Raw genomic sequence first — 18,468 nt, 5'->3', positions numbered from 1 at the left:
ATTGCCTACATATGTAATTCGTTGGTTATTAAATTTTGTTATGAAATTAATACGACAATATTTACGAAGCCTTATGTTCAAGTCTTAGCTTATCCGCAACCATTGCGATGAACTCGGAATTTGTAGGTTTTGCTTTTGACATGGATACTGTATAACCAAATAAGGACGAAATAGAATCAATATTCCCACGGCTCCAAGCCACTTCAATTGCGTGACGGATTGCGCGCTCGACACGACTTGCTGTTGTATTATATTTCTTTGCGATATCTGGATATAATACTTTCGTAATAGATCCTAGTAATTCGATATCATTGTACACCATAGAGATTGCTTCTCGTAAGTACATGTACCCTTTAATATGAGCGGGTACACCAATTTCATGAATGATACTTGTAATACTCGCATCTAAGTTTTTCGGTTTTCCATCGATCGTTGTCGCTGATCGGAAAGATGGTAATGGACGTTTAATGGTAGCATTTGCCTTACCACTCACTTGACGAATATGACTTGTTAAATTCTCCATATCAAATGGTTTTAATATGAAATATGATGCACCTAAATCAACCGCTTTTTTCGTCACATCTTCTTGTCCAAATGCTGTCAACATAATAACGCTAGGTTGTCTTAACCTTTCAATATGTCGCATTTTCTCTAGCACAGCTAGACCATCTAAATGTGGCATAATAATGTCTAAAACGAGTACATCAGGCTGCTTGTCTGTCAATAAGTTTAAACATTCTTGACCATTGTAAGCAGTTCCGATCACTTCCATATCATCCTGAGCAGCAACATAGCTCTCTAGCATTGATACCAATTCTTTATTATCATCCACAAGACATACTTTAATTTTCTCCACAGTTTTTCCTCCCTTACCGAATCGATTCTTCCGACATGTGTAAGCTTCTAGGCTACATGAATTGTTCGACAATTGTGTGAAAATTCCCTTTTAAAGTTTCTTACTTTCCGATAAAAACACAAAAAAATATATTTATCGCCCATTTACTTTCTTTCGCAACACATTCCATCATAGAATTACAACGAAACGTTCAACCCTTTTCTTATATTTTACAACAAAAAACAGCTCTTGCGGAGCTTTTACAAAATTTCAACGAATTTTTCAATAGAAAAGCGAGCTAATATGCATTAGCTCGCTTTTTTCTCTTGATCATAAATATTAATTCCAGCCTCATGTAACATCCATTCAATATGAACACCGTATCCTGACGTTGGATCATTTACAAATACATGTGTAACTGCACCAATTACTTTTCCATTTTGTACAATCGGACTTCCACTCATCCCTTGTACAATGCCACCCGTTTTTGCTAGTAAACGTTTGTCTGTCACTTTTATAACCATACCTTTTGTAGCTGGGAACTTTTGTGGTACCGTACTAACAACTTCAATATCAAACGCTTCAACTTTATCTTGATCAATAACTGTTAATATTTTCGCTGGCCCTTCTTTTACTTGATGGGATAATGCGATAGGCATTGCTTTATCCATTATGCCGTTTGTCATATTTGTATTTAATTTTCCAAAAATGCCATACGGGCTATTTATTGTAATATTACCAATCACTTCACGATCCGGTGAAAATCTTGCTAATTTTTCTCCTGGATTCCCGTGACTTCCTCTTTCAATAGAGGTTACGGTCGAGCGCATAATTTGTCCATCTTCTACTTGAATTGGCTTTTTTGTATCATTATCAGAAATGACATGACCAAGTGCCCCGTATTTCATGGAATCCGGATGAACAAATGTCATTGTTCCAATTCCAGCTGCCGAGTCACGAATATATAAACCAATACGATAAGACGATTCCCCGTTGTCTTTTTGTGGTGTTAACTTAGTGCGAATGTATTTTCCATCTCTTAGCAAAACAAGATTAAGCGGTTCACCTGTTTCTCCACTATTATGAATAAATGGCGCTACATCACTCATTCTTTCAATTGTTTTCCCATTAATTGCAGTAATCATATCTCCAATCTGTACACCAGCTGTTTCACCAGGAGATACTTTACCCTTTTCAGTTTGAATTAAATGATGGCCTACAACAAGTACACCTTTTGTGTTCAATTTCACACCAATCGATTGTCCACCAGGGATAACTTTAAAATCTTTTAATACTTTTACATTTACTTTTTTCACTGGAAAACCAGCGAGTTGAAACACCATATCAGCTTCACCATTTTGATGAGAATTCACCATAAGGTCTTGTTCATTTGAACTTACTGTAAATACATTACGATTTGTAGATGAAGCCTTAAAAACTGGTAATGATGCTATTTCTGATTGTTGTCCTTCAAAAACAACAAGTTGCTTCGGGGATGAAATAAACGTTCGAAGCGGTTTAAAACATCCAATAAAAACTAAAGAAACAAGGAGACAAAGACCTATTATTTTTCGAAATCTTTCTAATTTCAATTTGTTCACTCTCCTCGCTCCTACCCCACATTCAGCCTCTTGGCTTCACTTTTTAATCTCTCCTTGCAGTGCTTTATTTATAACCGGAAGAATTAAGAAATCATCATTTGAGAAAAAAAGCTATCCATTACTGGATAGCCTCTGCTGTCTGTTTGAAATGATGTGCTTGCGTAAGTAACTCTTTCGCATGTTCTGTCGTTAAATCTGTAATTTCTACACCAGAAATCATCCGAGCAATTTCTGTTACTTTTTCATCCGTACTTAGCACCGTAACAGATGTAATCGTCCGATCATTCGCCACTTGTTTTCTAATAAATAAATGCGAGTCCGCCATTGAAGCTACCTGAGGTAAGTGCGTAATACAAAGTACTTGCGAGTTTACCGATACACGATAGATTTTTTCCGCAATAGCCTGTGCAACCCGACCACTCACACCTGTATCCACTTCATCAAAAATAACTGAAGCAACACCTTGATGCTTAGAAAAAATACTTTTTAAAGCCAAAATAATACGAGATAACTCTCCGCCAGAAGCAACCTTTGAAAGCGGTTTTAACGGTTCACCAGGGTTCGTTGAAATATAAAACTCCACGTGATCGTAGCCATCCGCCGTAAGTTTCACCGGTGTTCCTTCTACAAGAGGTTCTTCTGCATTTCCTTCCCTCTTCATTATTCTCACTTCAAATTTCGTTTTTTCCATATATAATTCTTTTAATTCTTGATGAATAGCGTTTGTAAGATGGTCTGCCAGTTCATGACGCATATCACTTAACAACGTTGCTTCTTTTAAGATAACACCTTCTAATTCCTTTAGCTGCTTTCTCGTCGTTTCAATATGTACGTCTTTATTTTCAATTGTAAAAATTTCTTGTTCAATTTTATCAGCATACGCTAAAATCTCTTCTACAGTATTTCCATACTTTCTCTTTAACATACGGATTTCATTCAACCGTGTTTCAATTTCATCTAAACGTTTCGGATCATATTCCATCATATCTAACTTTTCTCTAAGCTGATATGCAACTTCTTCTAATAAGTAATAGCTATTTGCAATTGAATCATGGTTTTCTTGATACGCCTCATCTAAATGCGTAATACTCTCCATTTGGCTCATTGCATTCCTTACATGATCTAGCCCTTGGCTGTCCCCACTCAACGAACGATACGCATCCCCTAACGCTTTATAAATCTTTTCAAAATTGGATATTTTCAAGCGTTCCTCAGTCAATTCATATTCTTCATCCATTTTTAAATCTGCCTTACGAATTTCTTCATGTTGGAATTGAATTAAATCTAGACGATGAGCCATTTGTTGTTCATTTTCACTTAAAGATTTCAGCTGTTTTTTTAATCTTTCATAGTCTCCGTATACGTTCTGATATATGTCTAATTGTTTAACAATACGATCTCCATCAAAATGATCTAGCATAAACATATGACGCTCTTCATTCATTAAATCTTGCGTTTCATGCTGTCCATGTATATCAACAAGCGTTTTTCCAATCTCTTTTAATATACTAAGTGTAACAAGCTTCCCATTTACACGGCATACACTTTTTCCGTTCGCAGCGATATCACGTTTCAAAATAATCATGCCATCTTCTATTTCTATATCTAATTCTTCTGCCTTTGCGATACATGGATGCTTATCATCTTCTACATAAAATAAACCCTCTATTTCAGCCTTTTCTGTTCCATATCGAACAAACTCCGCTGAACCACGGCCGCCAACAAGCAAACTAATCGCATCAATAATAATCGATTTTCCGGCTCCTGTTTCACCACTTAAAACGGTTAAACCTTTTTGAAAAGAAATATTTAATGCCTCAATAATAGCAAAGTTTCTGATCGATAATTCCGATAACAATGCCCCATTCACCTCGTTATAAACTAATCCCCTACTAAGGGCTTTTTTTAAGTACTCTTCATTCAAATAGTTATACTATAATATGTATAAATTACTCATCTAACCCGCTCCATTGTACCAAACATTCGTTTTACGGGTCAATCCACCTATTTTCTAACTTTATTTAAAGAAAATATTATATTGCATTTAATAATTTATATTTTTAACCAATAAAAATATCTTGTTTACTTTCCACTTTACAGAGGAAAGTAAACAAGATTTTTTTGTTACAGCATATTTAAGAAACGATCAGAGACAACACCTGTATCTTCAGGTGTACGGCAAATAATTAAGCAAGTATCATCACCACAAATGGTTCCGATAATCTCATCCCACTCTAAATGATCAATAAGTGCCCCAAGTGAATGAGCGTTACCAGGCAATGTTTTTAGCACAAGCATATGTCCTGCAGTGTCTAATTTTACAAATGAATCCACTAGATTTCGTTTTAATTTTTGCAACGGGTTAAATCGTTGATCTGCTGGTAAGCTATATTTATAGCGTCCATCATGTAATGGCACCTTAACTAAGTGCAGTTCTTTAATATCGCGCGATACTGTTGCTTGCGTTACATTAAACCCCACATTACGTAAAATATCAACTAGTTCATCTTGTGTTTCAATTTCTTTGTTTGCAATAATTTCCCTGATTTTAATATGGCGCTGACCTTTATTCATACATTTGCACCTCACACTATCTCTTACCATAGTTTAAACATTGGTATACTTCACTTATTTATGTTAACGTATAATTCGTTTCTTGTACACAATTGTTTTTACAATCATTATACAATTACAACAAAAAGAGGAACAACATATGTTATTCCCCTTTCCCTTTTTGTTTTAGAACTTCATGCGCTTCTGTAACAACTTGCTCAATTGAAACCGGCGAATGATTTTCGCCATTCTCACGCTCTCCATGCCATTTTAGATGGATTAAAAATTCAATATTACCATCCCCGCCCGTAATTGGTGAGAATGTTAAACCTTCGACATCATAGCCTTCCTTCAGAGCAAAATCGACAATCATTTCCACGACAGCTTCATGTACTTTTCTATCACGAACAATGCCTTTTTTCCCAACTTGTTCTCGTCCAGCCTCAAACTGTGGTTTAATTAATGCAGCTACGTCACCATTTGACATAAGCATTGTTTTTAAAACCGGCAATATTAGCCTTAATGATATAAATGAAACATCGATACTTGCAAACTGAGGTAAACCACGCTCTAAGTCTGCCGGTGTCACGTAACGGAAGTTCGTTCGTTCCATCACAACAACACGCTCATCTTGACGCAATTTCCACGCAAGTTGATTATATCCTACATCTAATGCATAAGATAACTTCGCTCCATTTTGAAGCGCACAATCTGTAAAGCCACCAGTTGATGAACCAATATCTATCATAACTTTATCTTGTAAATCAAGTTGAAATGTCTCTAATGCCTTTTCAAGTTTATAACCACCACGGCTTACATATGGCATAACTTGCCCTTTCACCGTAATCTCTGTATCTTGTGAGATTTTCTCTCCTGGCTTATCGAGCCTCATTTCATTCGCATATACGAGCCCTGCCATAACAGCACGTTTAGCCTTCTCGCGCGTTTCTATAAGTCCTCGCTCTACTAATAGTACATCTACTCTTTCTTTTTTTACGCTCATTTGTTACGCCCTTTTTTGTTTTGATGGAATCATTGTATGAATACGGTCTACAACAGCATCTGTCGTTAAACCAATTTCTTCTAATAATTTTGTTACACTACCGTGCTCTATGAAACGGTCTGGAATACCCATTCTTTCAATTAATGCACTATGGTATCCATTTTCAGATGCAAATTCAACTACTCCTGTTCCAAAACCTCCGATTAAACAAGCTTCTTCAATCGTTAAAATCGGTATATTTTTTCCTAAAAGCTCATGTAAATATGCTTCATCCATTGGTTTAATAAAGCGAGCATTCACTACTTTGACTGAAACTCCAGCCTTTTCAAGACGCTCAGCTGCTTCCATTGCCATTGGTATTGTCGTACCAAACGTTAAAATAGCCGCTTGTTTACCTTCTTTTAACGTTTCCCATGAACCAATTGGAATCGCCTTTAATTCTTCATCCATATGAACACCAAGTCCATTACCGCGCGCATAACGCAAAGCAATCGGTCCATCTTCATATTGCATCGCCGTATAGACTAAATGTTGACCTTCATTTTCATCTTTCGGCATCATAAGCACCATATTCGGCAAGTGACGTAAAAACGCGATGTCAAATACCCCTTGATGCGTTTCACCGTCTGCTCCTACTAATCCAGAGCGATCTATTCCAATGAAAACATTTAAATTTTGACGACAAATATCATGAACAACTTGGTCATATGCTCTTTGTAAAAATGTTGAATAAATTGCTAAGAATGGCTTCATCCCTTGTGTTGCCATACCAGCCGCCATTGTTGTAGCATGCTGTTCCGCAATACCTACATCAATCATGCGATCTGGAAATTCTTTTTGGAATTTCTCAAGTTTCGATCCAACAGGCATTGCAGGCGTAATCGCAACGATACGTTCATCCGTTCTTGCTAGCTTAAGTACAGTATCACTAACAACAGCACTCCATGCTGGTGCAACTTCCTTCGGTTTAACGAAGTCACCTGACTCGATCTTATACGGTCCTGTTCCATGCCAAGTTCCAATAACGTCACTCTCAGCAGGTTTATAACCTTTTCCTTTTTTTGTAATTACATGAACAAGTACTGGGCCTTTTGTTTTCTTTGCATATTGCAACGTTTCGAATAACTTTTCATAATCATGCCCATCGACCGGACCTAAATATGTAAAGCCTAATTCTTCAAAAAAGACGCCTGATACTAGTAAATATTTTAGACTATCCTTTATTTTTTCTGCTGTCGCAGCAACTTTCCCGCCAACTGCTGGGATTTTCTTCAATATATACTCTAATTCATCTTTTACCCAATGGTACTTCCCTGCGGTACGTAAACGACCAAGTACATTATGAAGCGCACCGACGTTTGGTGCAATTGACATTTCATTGTCATTCAAAATAACAATCATGTCCGTTTTTTCATGACCAATATGGTTTAATGCCTCTAAAGCCATTCCGCCTGTTAATGCACCATCGCCAATAATTGGTATAACGTATTCTTCCGTTTTCTTTAAATCCCGCGCTAGAGCCATTCCCATTGCAGCAGATAATGACGTCGAGCTATGACCAGTTTCCCATACATCATGCTCACTCTCACAGCGTTTTGGGAAACCACATAGACCCTGATATTGCCTTAATGTGCCGAATTCTTTCGCACGCCCTGTTAAAATTTTATGTACATAGGATTGATGTCCTACATCCCATAAAAACTTATCTTTCGGACTATCAAATAATTTATGCAGAGCAATTGTGAGTTCTACTACACCTAAATTAGGTGCAATATGTCCACCTGTTTGAGAGAGCTCTTCAATTAAAAACTTACGAATATCCTCACTCAATCCCTCTAGTTCACTAATAGACATATCTTTCAAAAAACTAGGGTTTTGAATTTGCGTTAGATCCACATGGATCACTCACTTTCATTTCATAATCTGTCAACATGTCAAATATTATAAGAAACATTTACACAACACAAGAAATTCTCTTTCTATTCTTTTTATCTTGTCCTGCTTTCAGAAAACACTTCCATTTTTTTCACTTATCATATTATACATCATATTTCTTTATGCGATGAAAAAAATAGCCGCTAACACGAAGTGATAACGGCAATGTAATCTACATATATTTTTGCCAATAACAAGAAAAGAAAAACCTTTTCCTACATTTATATCATAAAATGATGAATGACTCAACAAATGAAAACGCTGTTATATTAGTTATTACGTTTTGCGATTAAATCACAAATAGATAGTAAATATTCATCTTGTAATTGCAAGGAGCTAATAGAATCTTTTGCTTTTGCAATTGTCTCCTCTAAAATAGATTTTGCTCTATCTACAGTAAATAACGTCGTATATGTGCTCTTTTCGTTGGAAGCATCACTACCAATCGGTTTTCCAATCTCTTCTTCTGTTCCTTCTACATCCAAAATATCATCTCTAATTTGGAAAGCTAGACCGATATATTTCGCAAATGCAAGTAACTTCTCTTCTTGCTCTTCTGTAGCATCAGAAAGTATCGCTCCTGCAAGTACAGCAAACTCAAGCAGTTTACCTGTTTTATGCTTATGGATGTACTCTAATTCATTAATTGTAAGTCGTTTTCCTTCAGCTTCCATATCTGCCACTTGTCCAGCAACCATTCCTTCAGGTCCTGCTGCTTTCGCAAGCTCAAGTACAAGTCTTACTTTCTTTTCAGCAGAGATTTCTTTTTGCTCATATGCCATAATAACTTGAAAAGCATATGTCAATAAACCATCACCTGCTAAAACTGCCATTGCTTCACCAAATACTTTATGATTTGTAGGCTTTCCTCGTCTTAGATCATCATCATCCATACAAGGTAAATCATCATGAATTAACGAATATGTATGAATCATTTCAAGGGCACAAGCTGCACCCACTCCAAGATTTTTTTCTTTCCCAAATGCTTGTAACGTTGCAAATAAAAGTAACGGGCGGAGACGTTTCCCACCCGCTTCCAAAGAATATGCCATCGCTTCACGAAGCACATTTGGACATTGTAATTCATTTGCATAGCTTACAAGCTTTTCTTCTACGAAAGTTTTACTCTCTTTCAAAAAAGCATCAAAAGCTAAATGTGTCACTATGCTTCATCTCCTAAAGCAGTAAACGGTTTAAGCTCTCCATCTTCCCCAAGGATAACTGCCATTTGTTCTTGTACATCTTTCAATTTCTCATCACAAAGCTTAGATAATTCCATACCTTCTTTAAAGTAAGAAATCGCTTCTTCTAAAGGTACATCACCTTGTTCAAGCTTAGAAACGAGATGCTCAAGTTGCGAAATTGCTTCTTCAAAACTTAACTTATTTTCCACTATTCAATTCACGCTCCTCTATGCTTGATACGCTACAATCTAGTATTCCATCTTGTAATTGAACTGAAACAGCATCTCCAAGGCTAACATCTTTCACACTTTTTAATACTTGCTTCTCTTCATCATATACAAGCCCATACCCTCTCATCATTACTTTGAGTGGACTTAGTGCTTCAAGCTTTTGAGCAGCTCTCACAAATGCAAACTCCTTCATCTGAAGTAAGGTTTGCATTTCACGTTGCAATTGCTTTTGCAACGTTTCAATCGCTACCTTTGTTTGCATGATTTTTTGAGATGGGTGGTGCTTTTCTAAATAAAATGAAAGTTGCTTTAATTGATTTACTTTTTTATCTATATAACGCTCTTTCGCTAAAACAAGTTGTTCAAGAGCCCTGTCTAGCTGCTCTTCTTTTTGTTCATACACTTGCCTTGGATAACGGAACGCATAAGATTTTTGTAACACTTGCAGTTTTTCTTCTTTTTTATGTACTCTCTCTCTCATTGCTCTTTGCAATCTCAGAGTTCTTTGTAATACCTTTTCTTGTAACTCTAGAACATTAGGTACCGCCAGCTCAGCTGCTGCAGTCGGTGTTGGTGCACGTAAATCCGCAACAAAATCTGCGATTGTAAAATCTGTTTCATGACCTACAGCCGAAATAATTGGAGTCTCACTTGTAAAAATTGCTCTTGCAACTACTTCCTCATTAAAGGCCCATAATTCTTCAATAGAGCCTCCTCCGCGACCAACAATTAGTACATCTATCTCTTCCATTTCATTCGCTGTACGAATCGCTTGTACAATCGAGGGAGCTGCTGACTCCCCTTGTACAAGTACCGGAAACACAATAACATTCCCAATTGGGTAACGGCGTTTAATTGTTGTAATAATATCACGAATTGCTGCTCCTGTTGGTGACGTGATTACACCAATTGTTTTAGCGTACGGAGGAATTGTTTTTTTATAAACTTGAGAAAACAAGCCCTCTTCCTCTAAACGAACTTTTAACTGCTCATAAGCTAAATGCAAGTTTCCAATCCCGTCAGGCTGCATGTCTTGAATATAAATTTGATAAGACCCACTCGCCTCGTAAACAGAAATCTTTCCTTTTACAAGTACTTTCATTCCATTTTCCGGTTTGAATTTAATATTACGATTATGACCCGCAAACATAACCGCTGCAATTCTTGCATTTTCATCTTTCAATGTAAAATACATATGACCACGGCTATGATATTTAAAGTTGGAAATTTCTCCTTTTAACCAAACAGACTGCAAATGCGGATCATACTCTATTTTTGTTTTAATATAGCGTGTTAATGCTGTAACGGTTAAATATTGTTTCTCCATTGCTCTCTCCTCATAGCCGATTCAACTTATTGACAAACAACACCTGCACGCTTTGCAGACTCAACAGTGTTGTGAAGAAGCATTGTAATAGTCATTGGGCCGACTCCTTTTGGTACAGGCGTAATGTATCCCGCAACATCTAATACGTTGTCAAAATCAACATCACCACAAAGTTTTCCTGTCTCTAAACGGTTAACACCAACATCAATTACAACTGCACCTTCTTTAATATAATCAGCTGTTACCATTTTCGCTCTTCCAACAGCTACGATTAAAATATCAGCTAACTTCGATAATTCTTTAATATTTTGCGTCTTTGAATGACAATATGTGACAGTTGCATTTTCATTTAAAAACAGTTGTCCCACCGGTTTACCAACAATATTACTTCTTCCGATTACAACAACATGTTTTCCAGAAACATCAAGATTTGTTTCTTTTACTAATTCCACAATACCGTGCGGTGTACATGGAAGGAATGTATCTTGTCCCGTCATCATACGTCCTACGCTGATTGGGTGAAATCCATCTACATCCTTTTCAGGTGAAATTCTTTCAATGATAGCTTTTTCTTCAATATGTTTTGGTAAAGGTAATTGTACTAATATGCCATTAATACGGTCGTCTCCATTTAAGCGATCGATTTCAGCAAGCAAACGCTCCTCAGTAATCGTTTCAGGAAGTTCAATTAGCTCTGAATAAATTCCTACTTGCTCACAGCCTTTTTCTTTTCCTTTTACATAAGAACGCGATGCTGGGTCTTCTCCAACTAAAATAACTGCTAATCCTGGTACAATCCCTTGCTCTTTTAACTTCACAACTTCTTCTTTTAATTGTGCTCGTTTTTTCTCCGCAACTTCATTTCCTTTGATGATTACTGCTACCATTTTAAGATTCCCCCTTAAAGAAATTACAGTGTATCTTTTATATTAGATAAAACGCCGTTAATAAAACGACGAGATTCTTCATCCCCAAATGTTTTTGCAATTTCAATCGCTTCGTTAATTGTTACATTGTGTGGAATTTCTTCCATGTATTTCATTTCATACACAGCTACACGTAAAATACTGCGATCAACAATACTAATACGCTCAAGCTTCCACTTCTTTAAATTTTGACGAATTGCTGCGTCAATCTCTTCTTTGTTGTCTACAAATCCTACAACAAGTGATTCTAGAAACTCATTTGTTTCTTCACCTTCATCTAGCGTATTTTCCACCGCTACTTTTGGTTCTAATTCACCTGTAATATCCATTTGGTATAATGCTTGCATAGCTCTTTCTCTAGCCGTCCTACGTTTCATTGTAACTCTCCTTTATACTTCAAGTCTTTCCTTATGCTTTGTTATATTATTATAATTTATAAGCCGTCAATTCACTTACTCTTGTAGTTTTCATTGATTTTCCAACCTTATAATACAATGATAATAACACAATTTATCGTTTCACACACGGGGTACAAGGCTGAAAAATAATAAAAAGATTAACTTCAAGTTCCATATCTTATCACAATGTACGTTTTTTGGAAAAATGAAACATTCCCTTTTATATTTCTTATTTTTTGAAATAGTATAATAATTTAGAGGTTTTTAATTTGTGAAGAAATGAAACGATAAAAAAGGTGCCTATGTTACTAGGCACCTTTTTCACTCTTACACTGGTTCGATTTCTGTTTTTTGTGTTTCGAATGTTACGCCAACGATGTGAACATTCACTTCTTTTGGCTCAAGTCCTGTCATTGTAAAGAGTGCCTGGCGTATATTGTCTTGAATTTTTTGTGCAACAACTGGAATTGCTACACCAAAATACATAACAACATAAAGGTCAACAATAATATCTTCGTTTGCTAGCTCAACCTTTACACCTTTACCGTGATTTTTCTTACCTAACTTCTCAACAACATCTGTAGCAAAATTACCACGCATTGCCGCTACACCTTCTACTTCAGCAGCTGCAATACCTGCAATTACTTCGATTACTTCTGGTGCAATTTCTACTTTTCCAAGAGTTGTATCTTGACCCATATCTAACATATGTTCAGCCATGAAAAAAACCTCCTTTAATGTATCACTGCGTCACAAGTTCATGCTCTTCCAAAAATTTCGTGTTAAACTCACCTTTTACAAAATCAGGATGATCTAACAATTGCAAATGGAACGGGATTGTTGTATGTACGCCTTCAATGACAAACTCACTGAGTGCTCGCTTCATTTTTGCAATTGCCTCTTCACGTGTTTTTCCGTGAACAATTAATTTAGCAACCATCGAATCATAGAAAGGTGGAATTGAATATCCCGGATATACAGCTGAATCGACGCGAATACCAAATCCGCCTGGTGGCAAGTACATTTCTACTTTACCTGGAGATGGCATAAATTTTTTGGCAGGGTTTTCCGCATTAATTCGACATTCAATTGCCCAACCATTAAATTGTACTTCTTCTTGCTGTAACGATAACTTTTCTCCAGAAGCAACACGAATTTGTTCTTTAATTAAATCCATCCCTGTTACCATTTCTGTAACTGGATGCTCAACTTGAATTCTCGTATTCATCTCCATGAAATAAAAGGTTTTCGTTTTATATTCATAAATAAACTCAACCGTACCAGCACCTGTATAATCAACCGCTACCGCTGCTTTAACTGCTGCGTCACCCATCTGCTTGCGAACATTTTCATCAAGTGCAGGTGATGGACTTTCTTCTAATAGTTTTTGCAAACGGCGCTGAATTGTACAATCACGCTCTCCTAAATGAATGGCATTTCCATGTGTATCTGCCATTATTTGAATCTCAACATGGCGGAAATCTTCAACGTACTTTTCTAAGTATACACCAGGGTTCCCAAAAGCGGTACTAGCTTCTTGCTGTGTAATTCGAATTCCTTTTACAAGCTCTTCTTCATGGCGCGCAACACGAATACCTTTTCCGCCGCCACCTGCAGTCGCTTTAATAATAACTGGATATCCAATTTGATTAGCAAGCTCGATCGCTTCTTCGGTATTTTTAATAATCCCTTGTGAACCTGGTACAATCGGAACCCCTGCTTCTTTCATTGTATCACGTGCAACGTCTTTTGTGCCCATCTTTGAAATAGCTTCTGGGCTTGGACCGATAAAAATCAAGTTACACTCACGGCATAATTCTGCAAAATCCGCATTCTCTGCTAAAAATCCATATCCTGGATGAATTGCATCACAACCTGTTAATTTCGCAACACTAATAATGTTCGTCAAATTTAAATAGCTTTCTTTCGAAATCGTTGGTCCAACACAATACGCTTCATCTGCAATTTGTACATGAAGTGACTCTTTGTCTGCTTCTGAATAAATTGCAACTGTTTCAATATCCATTTCTTTACAAGCACGAATAATTCGTACAGCAATTTCCCCACGATTGGCTATTAATACTTTTTTTATCATCACAAAGACTCCCTTATTACGCTTTTACAAGAAATAGCGGTTGTCCATACTCAACAAGCTGTCCGTTATTAACAAGAATTTCAACAATTTCGCCCTCTACATCTGCGTCAATTTCGTTAAATAATTTCATAGCTTCAACAATACATACGATAGAATCTTTCGATACTTTGTCCCCAACACTTACATATTGAGGTGTATCTGGCGAAGAAGAGGAATAAAATGTTCCTACCATCGGTGATGTGATTTTATGCAGGTTTTCATTTTGAACAGCTGTCTTCTCTTCTTGTTTTGGCACTTCTACTTGTGCCGCCGCTACTGTTGTTTCTACTTCAACAGGTGCTACTGGTTGCATGACTTGTTTCGTTACAGGTGCTTGCACAGTAACTACTTCATTACCACGTTTTTTCATTTTAATTGTTGTACCGTCTTTTTTGTATTCAAATTCATCAATATTAGAGCTATCAATTAATTTAATTAATTCACGAACTTCTTGAATTTTAAACATGTAAAATCCACTCCCATACTCTTGTTTGTCCCGTTTTTACAGATTCTCATCACTAAAACTAGATTGACTGTAAAAATACGATGTATTCTATTAGAAAATTTATTTCATTTACTAATAGAAATATTTACTATTCCCATCTTACGATAAATTTTTTAAACATTCCAATTTATATTTCTTTGTAATAAATCGAAACTCCTGTAAAAATATTATTCCACTAAAAAATTATTACCTAGTAATAATACCAAGTTTCACACGAAATTGGCAAGACCACTTCCCCAAAAAACATTTTTCACTTTTTCAAAACTTCACATTGTAAACACGTAATTCCCTAACTACTCTTCTTTTTTCTAAGATAAAAAACATATTTTTACCAAATATTATTTTTTTGTTTACGTGCCGTTCATTCTTCCTTCATATAAGAATAGTATGTTCAAAGTGTATAAAATTTATTGTAGTGAGGTGTGGACATATGATATGGCTCATTCTATTCTTGCCTGCCGTAGTGATTTGGGCATTGGTCCTCTTCATCCACGTCAAATCTGGAAAAAGTAATCACCATTATCATGAACCATTAATCTTTTACTCACAGCGTATTTCCCCGTTTCCAATTGAAAAGACTAAATACAACAACAAAGATGAAATAGAAAAAAGCTATCGAAATCGATAGCTTTTTCTATTATTCTTTTATCTCATTTGAAGCAGCAACACCTATTATAATTTCAATTTATTTTACTGATGGATCAAATTTCACACCTACATCTTTTGGACCACCTTCACTTCTTACAAGCTGAATAATTTTATTCGCTTCTTTTTGTGAATGTTTTGCTGATTTAACCGTTACTTTAATGTCTGTTCCATCAGCTCTTACAAGAGCATCTTTATATCCGCCTTGAGATTTAATCACTGTCTCAAGTAATTGTTGCTTCGTTTCCATTGTAGTAATTGCATCAAGATTATCTTTCGCTTTACTCTTTTCTTCTGCTGAAGATTTTGATGATTTCATTACATTTTGTAGCTTTTCTTTCTCTACACTACGCTGATCTTCCATTTGCATACGTAGCGCCGTGAAATTCTCATCGCTTGATTGAACTGTTACGCTAGCCTCTTTTTTACTTGTTTCCTTTTTGTCATTCTCTTTTTTGTCTGTTTCTTTATTTGTAGTTTCCTTGCTTGTACTTTCTTTTGTTGCCTCTTTATTTGTAGTTTCTTTCGTTGTTTCTTTTGTAACTGCTTTATCAGCACCTTGCTTTTCTTGCCCCATCTTTTCACCCGTTGCCGGTGCTGCTGTATTCATTTTTTCAGGAGTTGTTACGTAATAAACAGATAGTACAACCACTAAACTTAACATCGTTAATAGCCAAACCGTTTGTTTTTTTAACACTTTATTTCCTCCCTATCAATTTTTCGGTGATACTGAAACGCGATGAGATGGTACATCTAACAATCGCGTCACAGCTTCTTTTACCATTGCTTTTATTTGTATATTATCCACTCCCTTTGCTACGACAAGAACACCTCGTACTTTCGGTTTCTCTGTTCGCAAAACAATTGGAGTTTCTTTATCACCTTCACGTATAATGACGGTCTTTTCATCAAGAGACTCGTCCTCTACTTCCCTTTTACCGCCTGCTTTATCAGTTTCACCTGTTGTTTGCGAGCGTTTCACTGTATTTTTCTCGAGTATTTTTTCTTCAGATGAATCTAAGTTCACTTTAATAGTTACGTCTTTTACTCCAGCTATCTCTTCTAAAGAAGCTTTCAATTCCTGTTCATACGCTTTTTCATATTTTTCTACATTTGACATATTATCATTGTTTTTTTGTCCGAAAGTTGGTACATCTTTATCTTGGTTTTGACTTGTCTTTTCTTTAAACACAGGCACTTCTTCTTTTTTAGGTGCAAAGAAATTACTAGAAAACATAAGCGCAATCCCAAGTATGAGTAGGACAAGCAAAAACTTAGGTGTTACTTTTTTCCCCTTCTCATTACTTTCTTTTTCATCCCCATTCAATAAGTTTCGAAAAAATGAGAACCTCGAATTTTTATCTTTATTGTCCATTTACGCTACCTGTCCTCCCTTCCATCTGAACTTGGATTTGTTTATCCTCTAGTTGCCACCTGCTTGAAAAGAAATTTTCCATTTCTACATTCGTTTCTTCTAATTTTTTTGGTGGTTCTTTCGTATTAATTTCAATTGACTTTACTGTTTCGATTGCATCATTTTTACTACGCTCTTTTTCTTTCAACGTCACAACAACAGATTGAATATCTTTCGCTGACTTTACTTCTTCTGCATGTTTCACTGCGACTATTTGTATTTCAGAGACTGTCATACCATACTTTTTCTCAAAATCTTTTCCTACGTCTTTTTTCATTTTGGTAGCCATCTCTTCTAAACTATATGCACGTGTTAGAGCTTGTATTTCTTTTTTCTTCGAATCTATCGAATTTTTTACTGATCCATCTGCTACGTACTTTTCTTCGTTGAAATTTGCGATAACTTCATTTACATCTGTTTGTAACAACTTAAATAGAGGCGTTAAAATTAATACAACTAACAATAGACTTACAACGAATTTAACGTACTTTTGTAAATTTGAATTCGGAAGAATAAGATGAAGCATTGTCGCTAAGAGTAAAAAAACGATAATATTTCTAATCCACTCTGTAACAAATTGCATACTCTTCACCTCCTATCGCATCATGAGCGTAATGTTCCCCGCAGCAATAATAATCGTGATACTTAAAAAGAACATAAACGACACGATAGCTAAACAAGCAAATACGTAAATGATACTTCGTCCGATAATATCTAAACATTGAATAATTGCTCCTCCGCCAACTGGTTGCAATACTGCTGCTGCGAATTTATAAATAAATGCGATACAAAATATTTGAATCGCTGGAAAAGCGACAATTAGGCACAGAATGACGAGCCCGATAATCCCGACTGTGTTTTTTAATAATCCAGATGCACTAATAACGGTGTCCGCTGCCTCAGTAAACATCCTTCCTACTACAGGAATGAAGTTTCCTGTTACAAATTTAGCAGTTTTCACAGCTATGCCATCAGCAACGGCTGAAGCGGTTCCCTGTACAGATAATACCCCTAAAAAAACCGTCAAAAAGATACCCATAATCCCAACGCTAACGTTTTGCAAAAGCTTGGACAATTTCGTAACTTTATATTGATCACTCATCGTACTTACAATACTTAATATAGTTGCAAGTAATAAAAGTGGTAGAACGATATAATTCATAAGAAGCCCACTCGTATTCATTAAGAAAATGATGATTGGATGGAAAAATGCTACAGACACGACACCGCCACCAGTCGCTATGAGTGCAAGTAAAATTGGTAATAATGCTAGTATGAAATCTACCATTGTTTGTATCGTCTCTCTTGCATATGTCATAACAACATAAAAACTATTTAAGGCGAAAATAATAAGTACCATGTATACGACTGCATCAGCAATTTTACTTACGCTACTCTTCGAAAAAGCAGATTGCAGTGATTGTAACAATGCACTAAAAATTGTGAGCATAATGAGCGTTCCAAGTAATTTACCATTTGCAACGAGCTCGTGAAATAAATATTTTAATAACCCTAGCATCCACTCTTTAATGGAGAATTCTTTCTCTCCCTTTACAAACTCCATAAAGCTTCCTTTTTGACTCTCTGGTAAATAACCTCCATATTTTGTAACAAGCCCGTCCCAAAATTGCTTCACATCTTCAATTCCGAGCTTATCCAATTGTTGATCCATGACGTTTGTTTCTATAGGAGAAGCTTGTACAACAATCGGTAAAGAAAAGAAAAGGAAGCAAGCAAATAGCAGCTTAGCTCCGAACTTTCTCAACATTCACTCCCCC

General features: G+C 36.1%; 19 protein-coding genes. 1 reads left to right on the top strand and 18 read right to left on the bottom strand.

The features are described from left to right. Positions 1 to 61 precede the first annotated feature (61 nt). The 14 genes from spo0A to accB all read right to left on the bottom strand — a co-directional run bounded on the left by spo0A (position 62) and on the right by accB (position 14,592). Positions 62 to 856 (bottom strand): sporulation transcription factor Spo0A, encoded by a 795-nt coding sequence (gene spo0A, locus Q3V31_RS15520; RefSeq protein ID WP_000411416.1) that lies wholly within the window; start codon positions 854 to 856, stop codon positions 62 to 64. Between the two features lie 287 nt (positions 857 to 1,143). Then, positions 1,144 to 2,436 (bottom strand): SpoIVB peptidase, encoded by a 1,293-nt coding sequence (gene spoIVB / locus Q3V31_RS15515; RefSeq protein WP_002077217.1) that lies wholly within the window; start codon positions 2,434 to 2,436, stop codon positions 1,144 to 1,146. Positions 2,437 to 2,554: 118 nt separating this feature from the next. After that, a complete protein-coding gene (gene recN / locus Q3V31_RS15510; RefSeq protein WP_000947733.1) occupies positions 2,555 to 4,294 on the bottom strand; it encodes a DNA repair protein RecN in 1,740 nt (579 codons plus the stop codon). 266 nt (positions 4,295 to 4,560) lie between these two features. Continuing rightward, entirely contained in the window at positions 4,561 to 5,010 is a 450-nt protein-coding gene (argR, locus tag Q3V31_RS15505) for an arginine repressor ArgR (protein WP_001032584.1), read from the bottom strand. Positions 5,011 to 5,152: 142 nt separating this feature from the next. After that, the gene (locus Q3V31_RS15500) at positions 5,153 to 5,992 is read right to left on the bottom strand and encodes a TlyA family RNA methyltransferase (protein ID WP_000111880.1); all 840 of its coding nucleotides are present in this window, start codon (positions 5,990 to 5,992) and stop codon (positions 5,153 to 5,155) included. Positions 5,993 to 5,995: 3 nt separating this feature from the next. Beyond that, positions 5,996 to 7,888, bottom strand: a complete 1,893-nt coding sequence (gene dxs, locus Q3V31_RS15495; protein ID WP_000366440.1) for a 1-deoxy-D-xylulose-5-phosphate synthase — start codon at positions 7,886 to 7,888, stop codon at positions 5,996 to 5,998. Between the two features lie 308 nt (positions 7,889 to 8,196). Continuing rightward, on the bottom strand, positions 8,197 to 9,090 hold the full coding sequence (ispA, locus tag Q3V31_RS15490; protein ID WP_000149071.1) for a (2E,6E)-farnesyl diphosphate synthase: 894 nt from the start codon (positions 9,088 to 9,090) through the stop codon (positions 8,197 to 8,199). Beyond that, positions 9,090 to 9,320, bottom strand: coding sequence for an exodeoxyribonuclease VII small subunit (gene xseB / locus Q3V31_RS15485; RefSeq protein WP_000428422.1), 231 nt, complete (start codon positions 9,318 to 9,320; stop codon positions 9,090 to 9,092). The genes ispA and xseB overlap by 1 nt, the downstream gene beginning before the upstream one ends. After that, positions 9,310 to 10,668, bottom strand: a complete 1,359-nt coding sequence (xseA, locus tag Q3V31_RS15480) for an exodeoxyribonuclease VII large subunit (protein ID WP_329765604.1) — start codon at positions 10,666 to 10,668, stop codon at positions 9,310 to 9,312. The genes xseB and xseA overlap by 11 nt, the downstream gene beginning before the upstream one ends. Before the next feature lie 26 nt (positions 10,669 to 10,694). After that, positions 10,695 to 11,555 carry a bifunctional methylenetetrahydrofolate dehydrogenase/methenyltetrahydrofolate cyclohydrolase FolD gene (gene folD / locus Q3V31_RS15475; protein WP_000226724.1) on the bottom strand — a complete coding sequence of 287 codons (861 nt, stop codon included), beginning with the start codon at positions 11,553 to 11,555 and terminating at the stop codon, positions 10,695 to 10,697. Positions 11,556 to 11,578: 23 nt separating this feature from the next. Next, positions 11,579 to 11,971 (bottom strand): N utilization substance protein NusB, encoded by a 393-nt coding sequence (gene nusB / locus Q3V31_RS15470; RefSeq protein ID WP_000830246.1) that lies wholly within the window; start codon positions 11,969 to 11,971, stop codon positions 11,579 to 11,581. A gap of 348 nt (positions 11,972 to 12,319) precedes the next feature. After that, positions 12,320 to 12,712 (bottom strand): Asp23/Gls24 family envelope stress response protein, encoded by a 393-nt coding sequence (locus tag Q3V31_RS15465; RefSeq protein ID WP_000807630.1) that lies wholly within the window; start codon positions 12,710 to 12,712, stop codon positions 12,320 to 12,322. A gap of 22 nt (positions 12,713 to 12,734) precedes the next feature. Further along, entirely contained in the window at positions 12,735 to 14,087 is a 1,353-nt protein-coding gene (accC, locus tag Q3V31_RS15460; RefSeq protein WP_016130246.1) for an acetyl-CoA carboxylase biotin carboxylase subunit, read from the bottom strand. 16 nt (positions 14,088 to 14,103) lie between these two features. Continuing rightward, positions 14,104 to 14,592 (bottom strand): acetyl-CoA carboxylase biotin carboxyl carrier protein, encoded by a 489-nt coding sequence (gene accB / locus Q3V31_RS15455; protein ID WP_000472879.1) that lies wholly within the window; start codon positions 14,590 to 14,592, stop codon positions 14,104 to 14,106. A 469-nt stretch (positions 14,593 to 15,061) separates the two neighbouring features. Between accB and Q3V31_RS15450 the strand changes: the two genes are divergently transcribed. Continuing rightward, positions 15,062 to 15,259 carry a hypothetical protein gene (locus Q3V31_RS15450; RefSeq protein ID WP_002094415.1) on the top strand — a complete coding sequence of 66 codons (198 nt, stop codon included), beginning with the start codon at positions 15,062 to 15,064 and terminating at the stop codon, positions 15,257 to 15,259. A gap of 57 nt (positions 15,260 to 15,316) precedes the next feature. On the opposite strand, the gene Q3V31_RS15445 is transcribed toward Q3V31_RS15450, so the two are convergent. From Q3V31_RS15445 to spoIIIAE, 4 genes are read right to left on the bottom strand one after another with little or no spacing between them, the layout of a single operon-like run. Further along, positions 15,317 to 15,973: a SpoIIIAH-like family protein gene (locus tag Q3V31_RS15445; protein ID WP_000914726.1), complete on the bottom strand. Its 657-nt coding sequence runs from the start codon at positions 15,971 to 15,973 to the stop codon at positions 15,317 to 15,319. 15 nt (positions 15,974 to 15,988) lie between these two features. Next, positions 15,989 to 16,651, bottom strand: coding sequence for a stage III sporulation protein AG (spoIIIAG, locus tag Q3V31_RS15440; protein WP_000368892.1), 663 nt, complete (start codon positions 16,649 to 16,651; stop codon positions 15,989 to 15,991). Next, on the bottom strand, positions 16,641 to 17,273 hold the full coding sequence (gene spoIIIAF / locus Q3V31_RS15435) for a stage III sporulation protein AF (RefSeq protein WP_001161029.1): 633 nt from the start codon (positions 17,271 to 17,273) through the stop codon (positions 16,641 to 16,643). Before spoIIIAF ends, spoIIIAG begins: the two co-directional genes overlap by 11 nt. A gap of 12 nt (positions 17,274 to 17,285) precedes the next feature. Next, positions 17,286 to 18,458, bottom strand: coding sequence for a stage III sporulation protein AE (spoIIIAE, locus tag Q3V31_RS15430; protein ID WP_000944631.1), 1,173 nt, complete (start codon positions 18,456 to 18,458; stop codon positions 17,286 to 17,288). Between the last annotated feature and the right edge of the window lie 10 nt (positions 18,459 to 18,468).

This window comes from Bacillus nitratireducens, assembly GCF_036320425.1.
Classification (GTDB): domain Bacteria; phylum Bacillota; class Bacilli; order Bacillales; family Bacillaceae_G; genus Bacillus_A; species Bacillus_A nitratireducens.
This window is presented reverse-complemented; position numbering and strand designations above follow the sequence as displayed.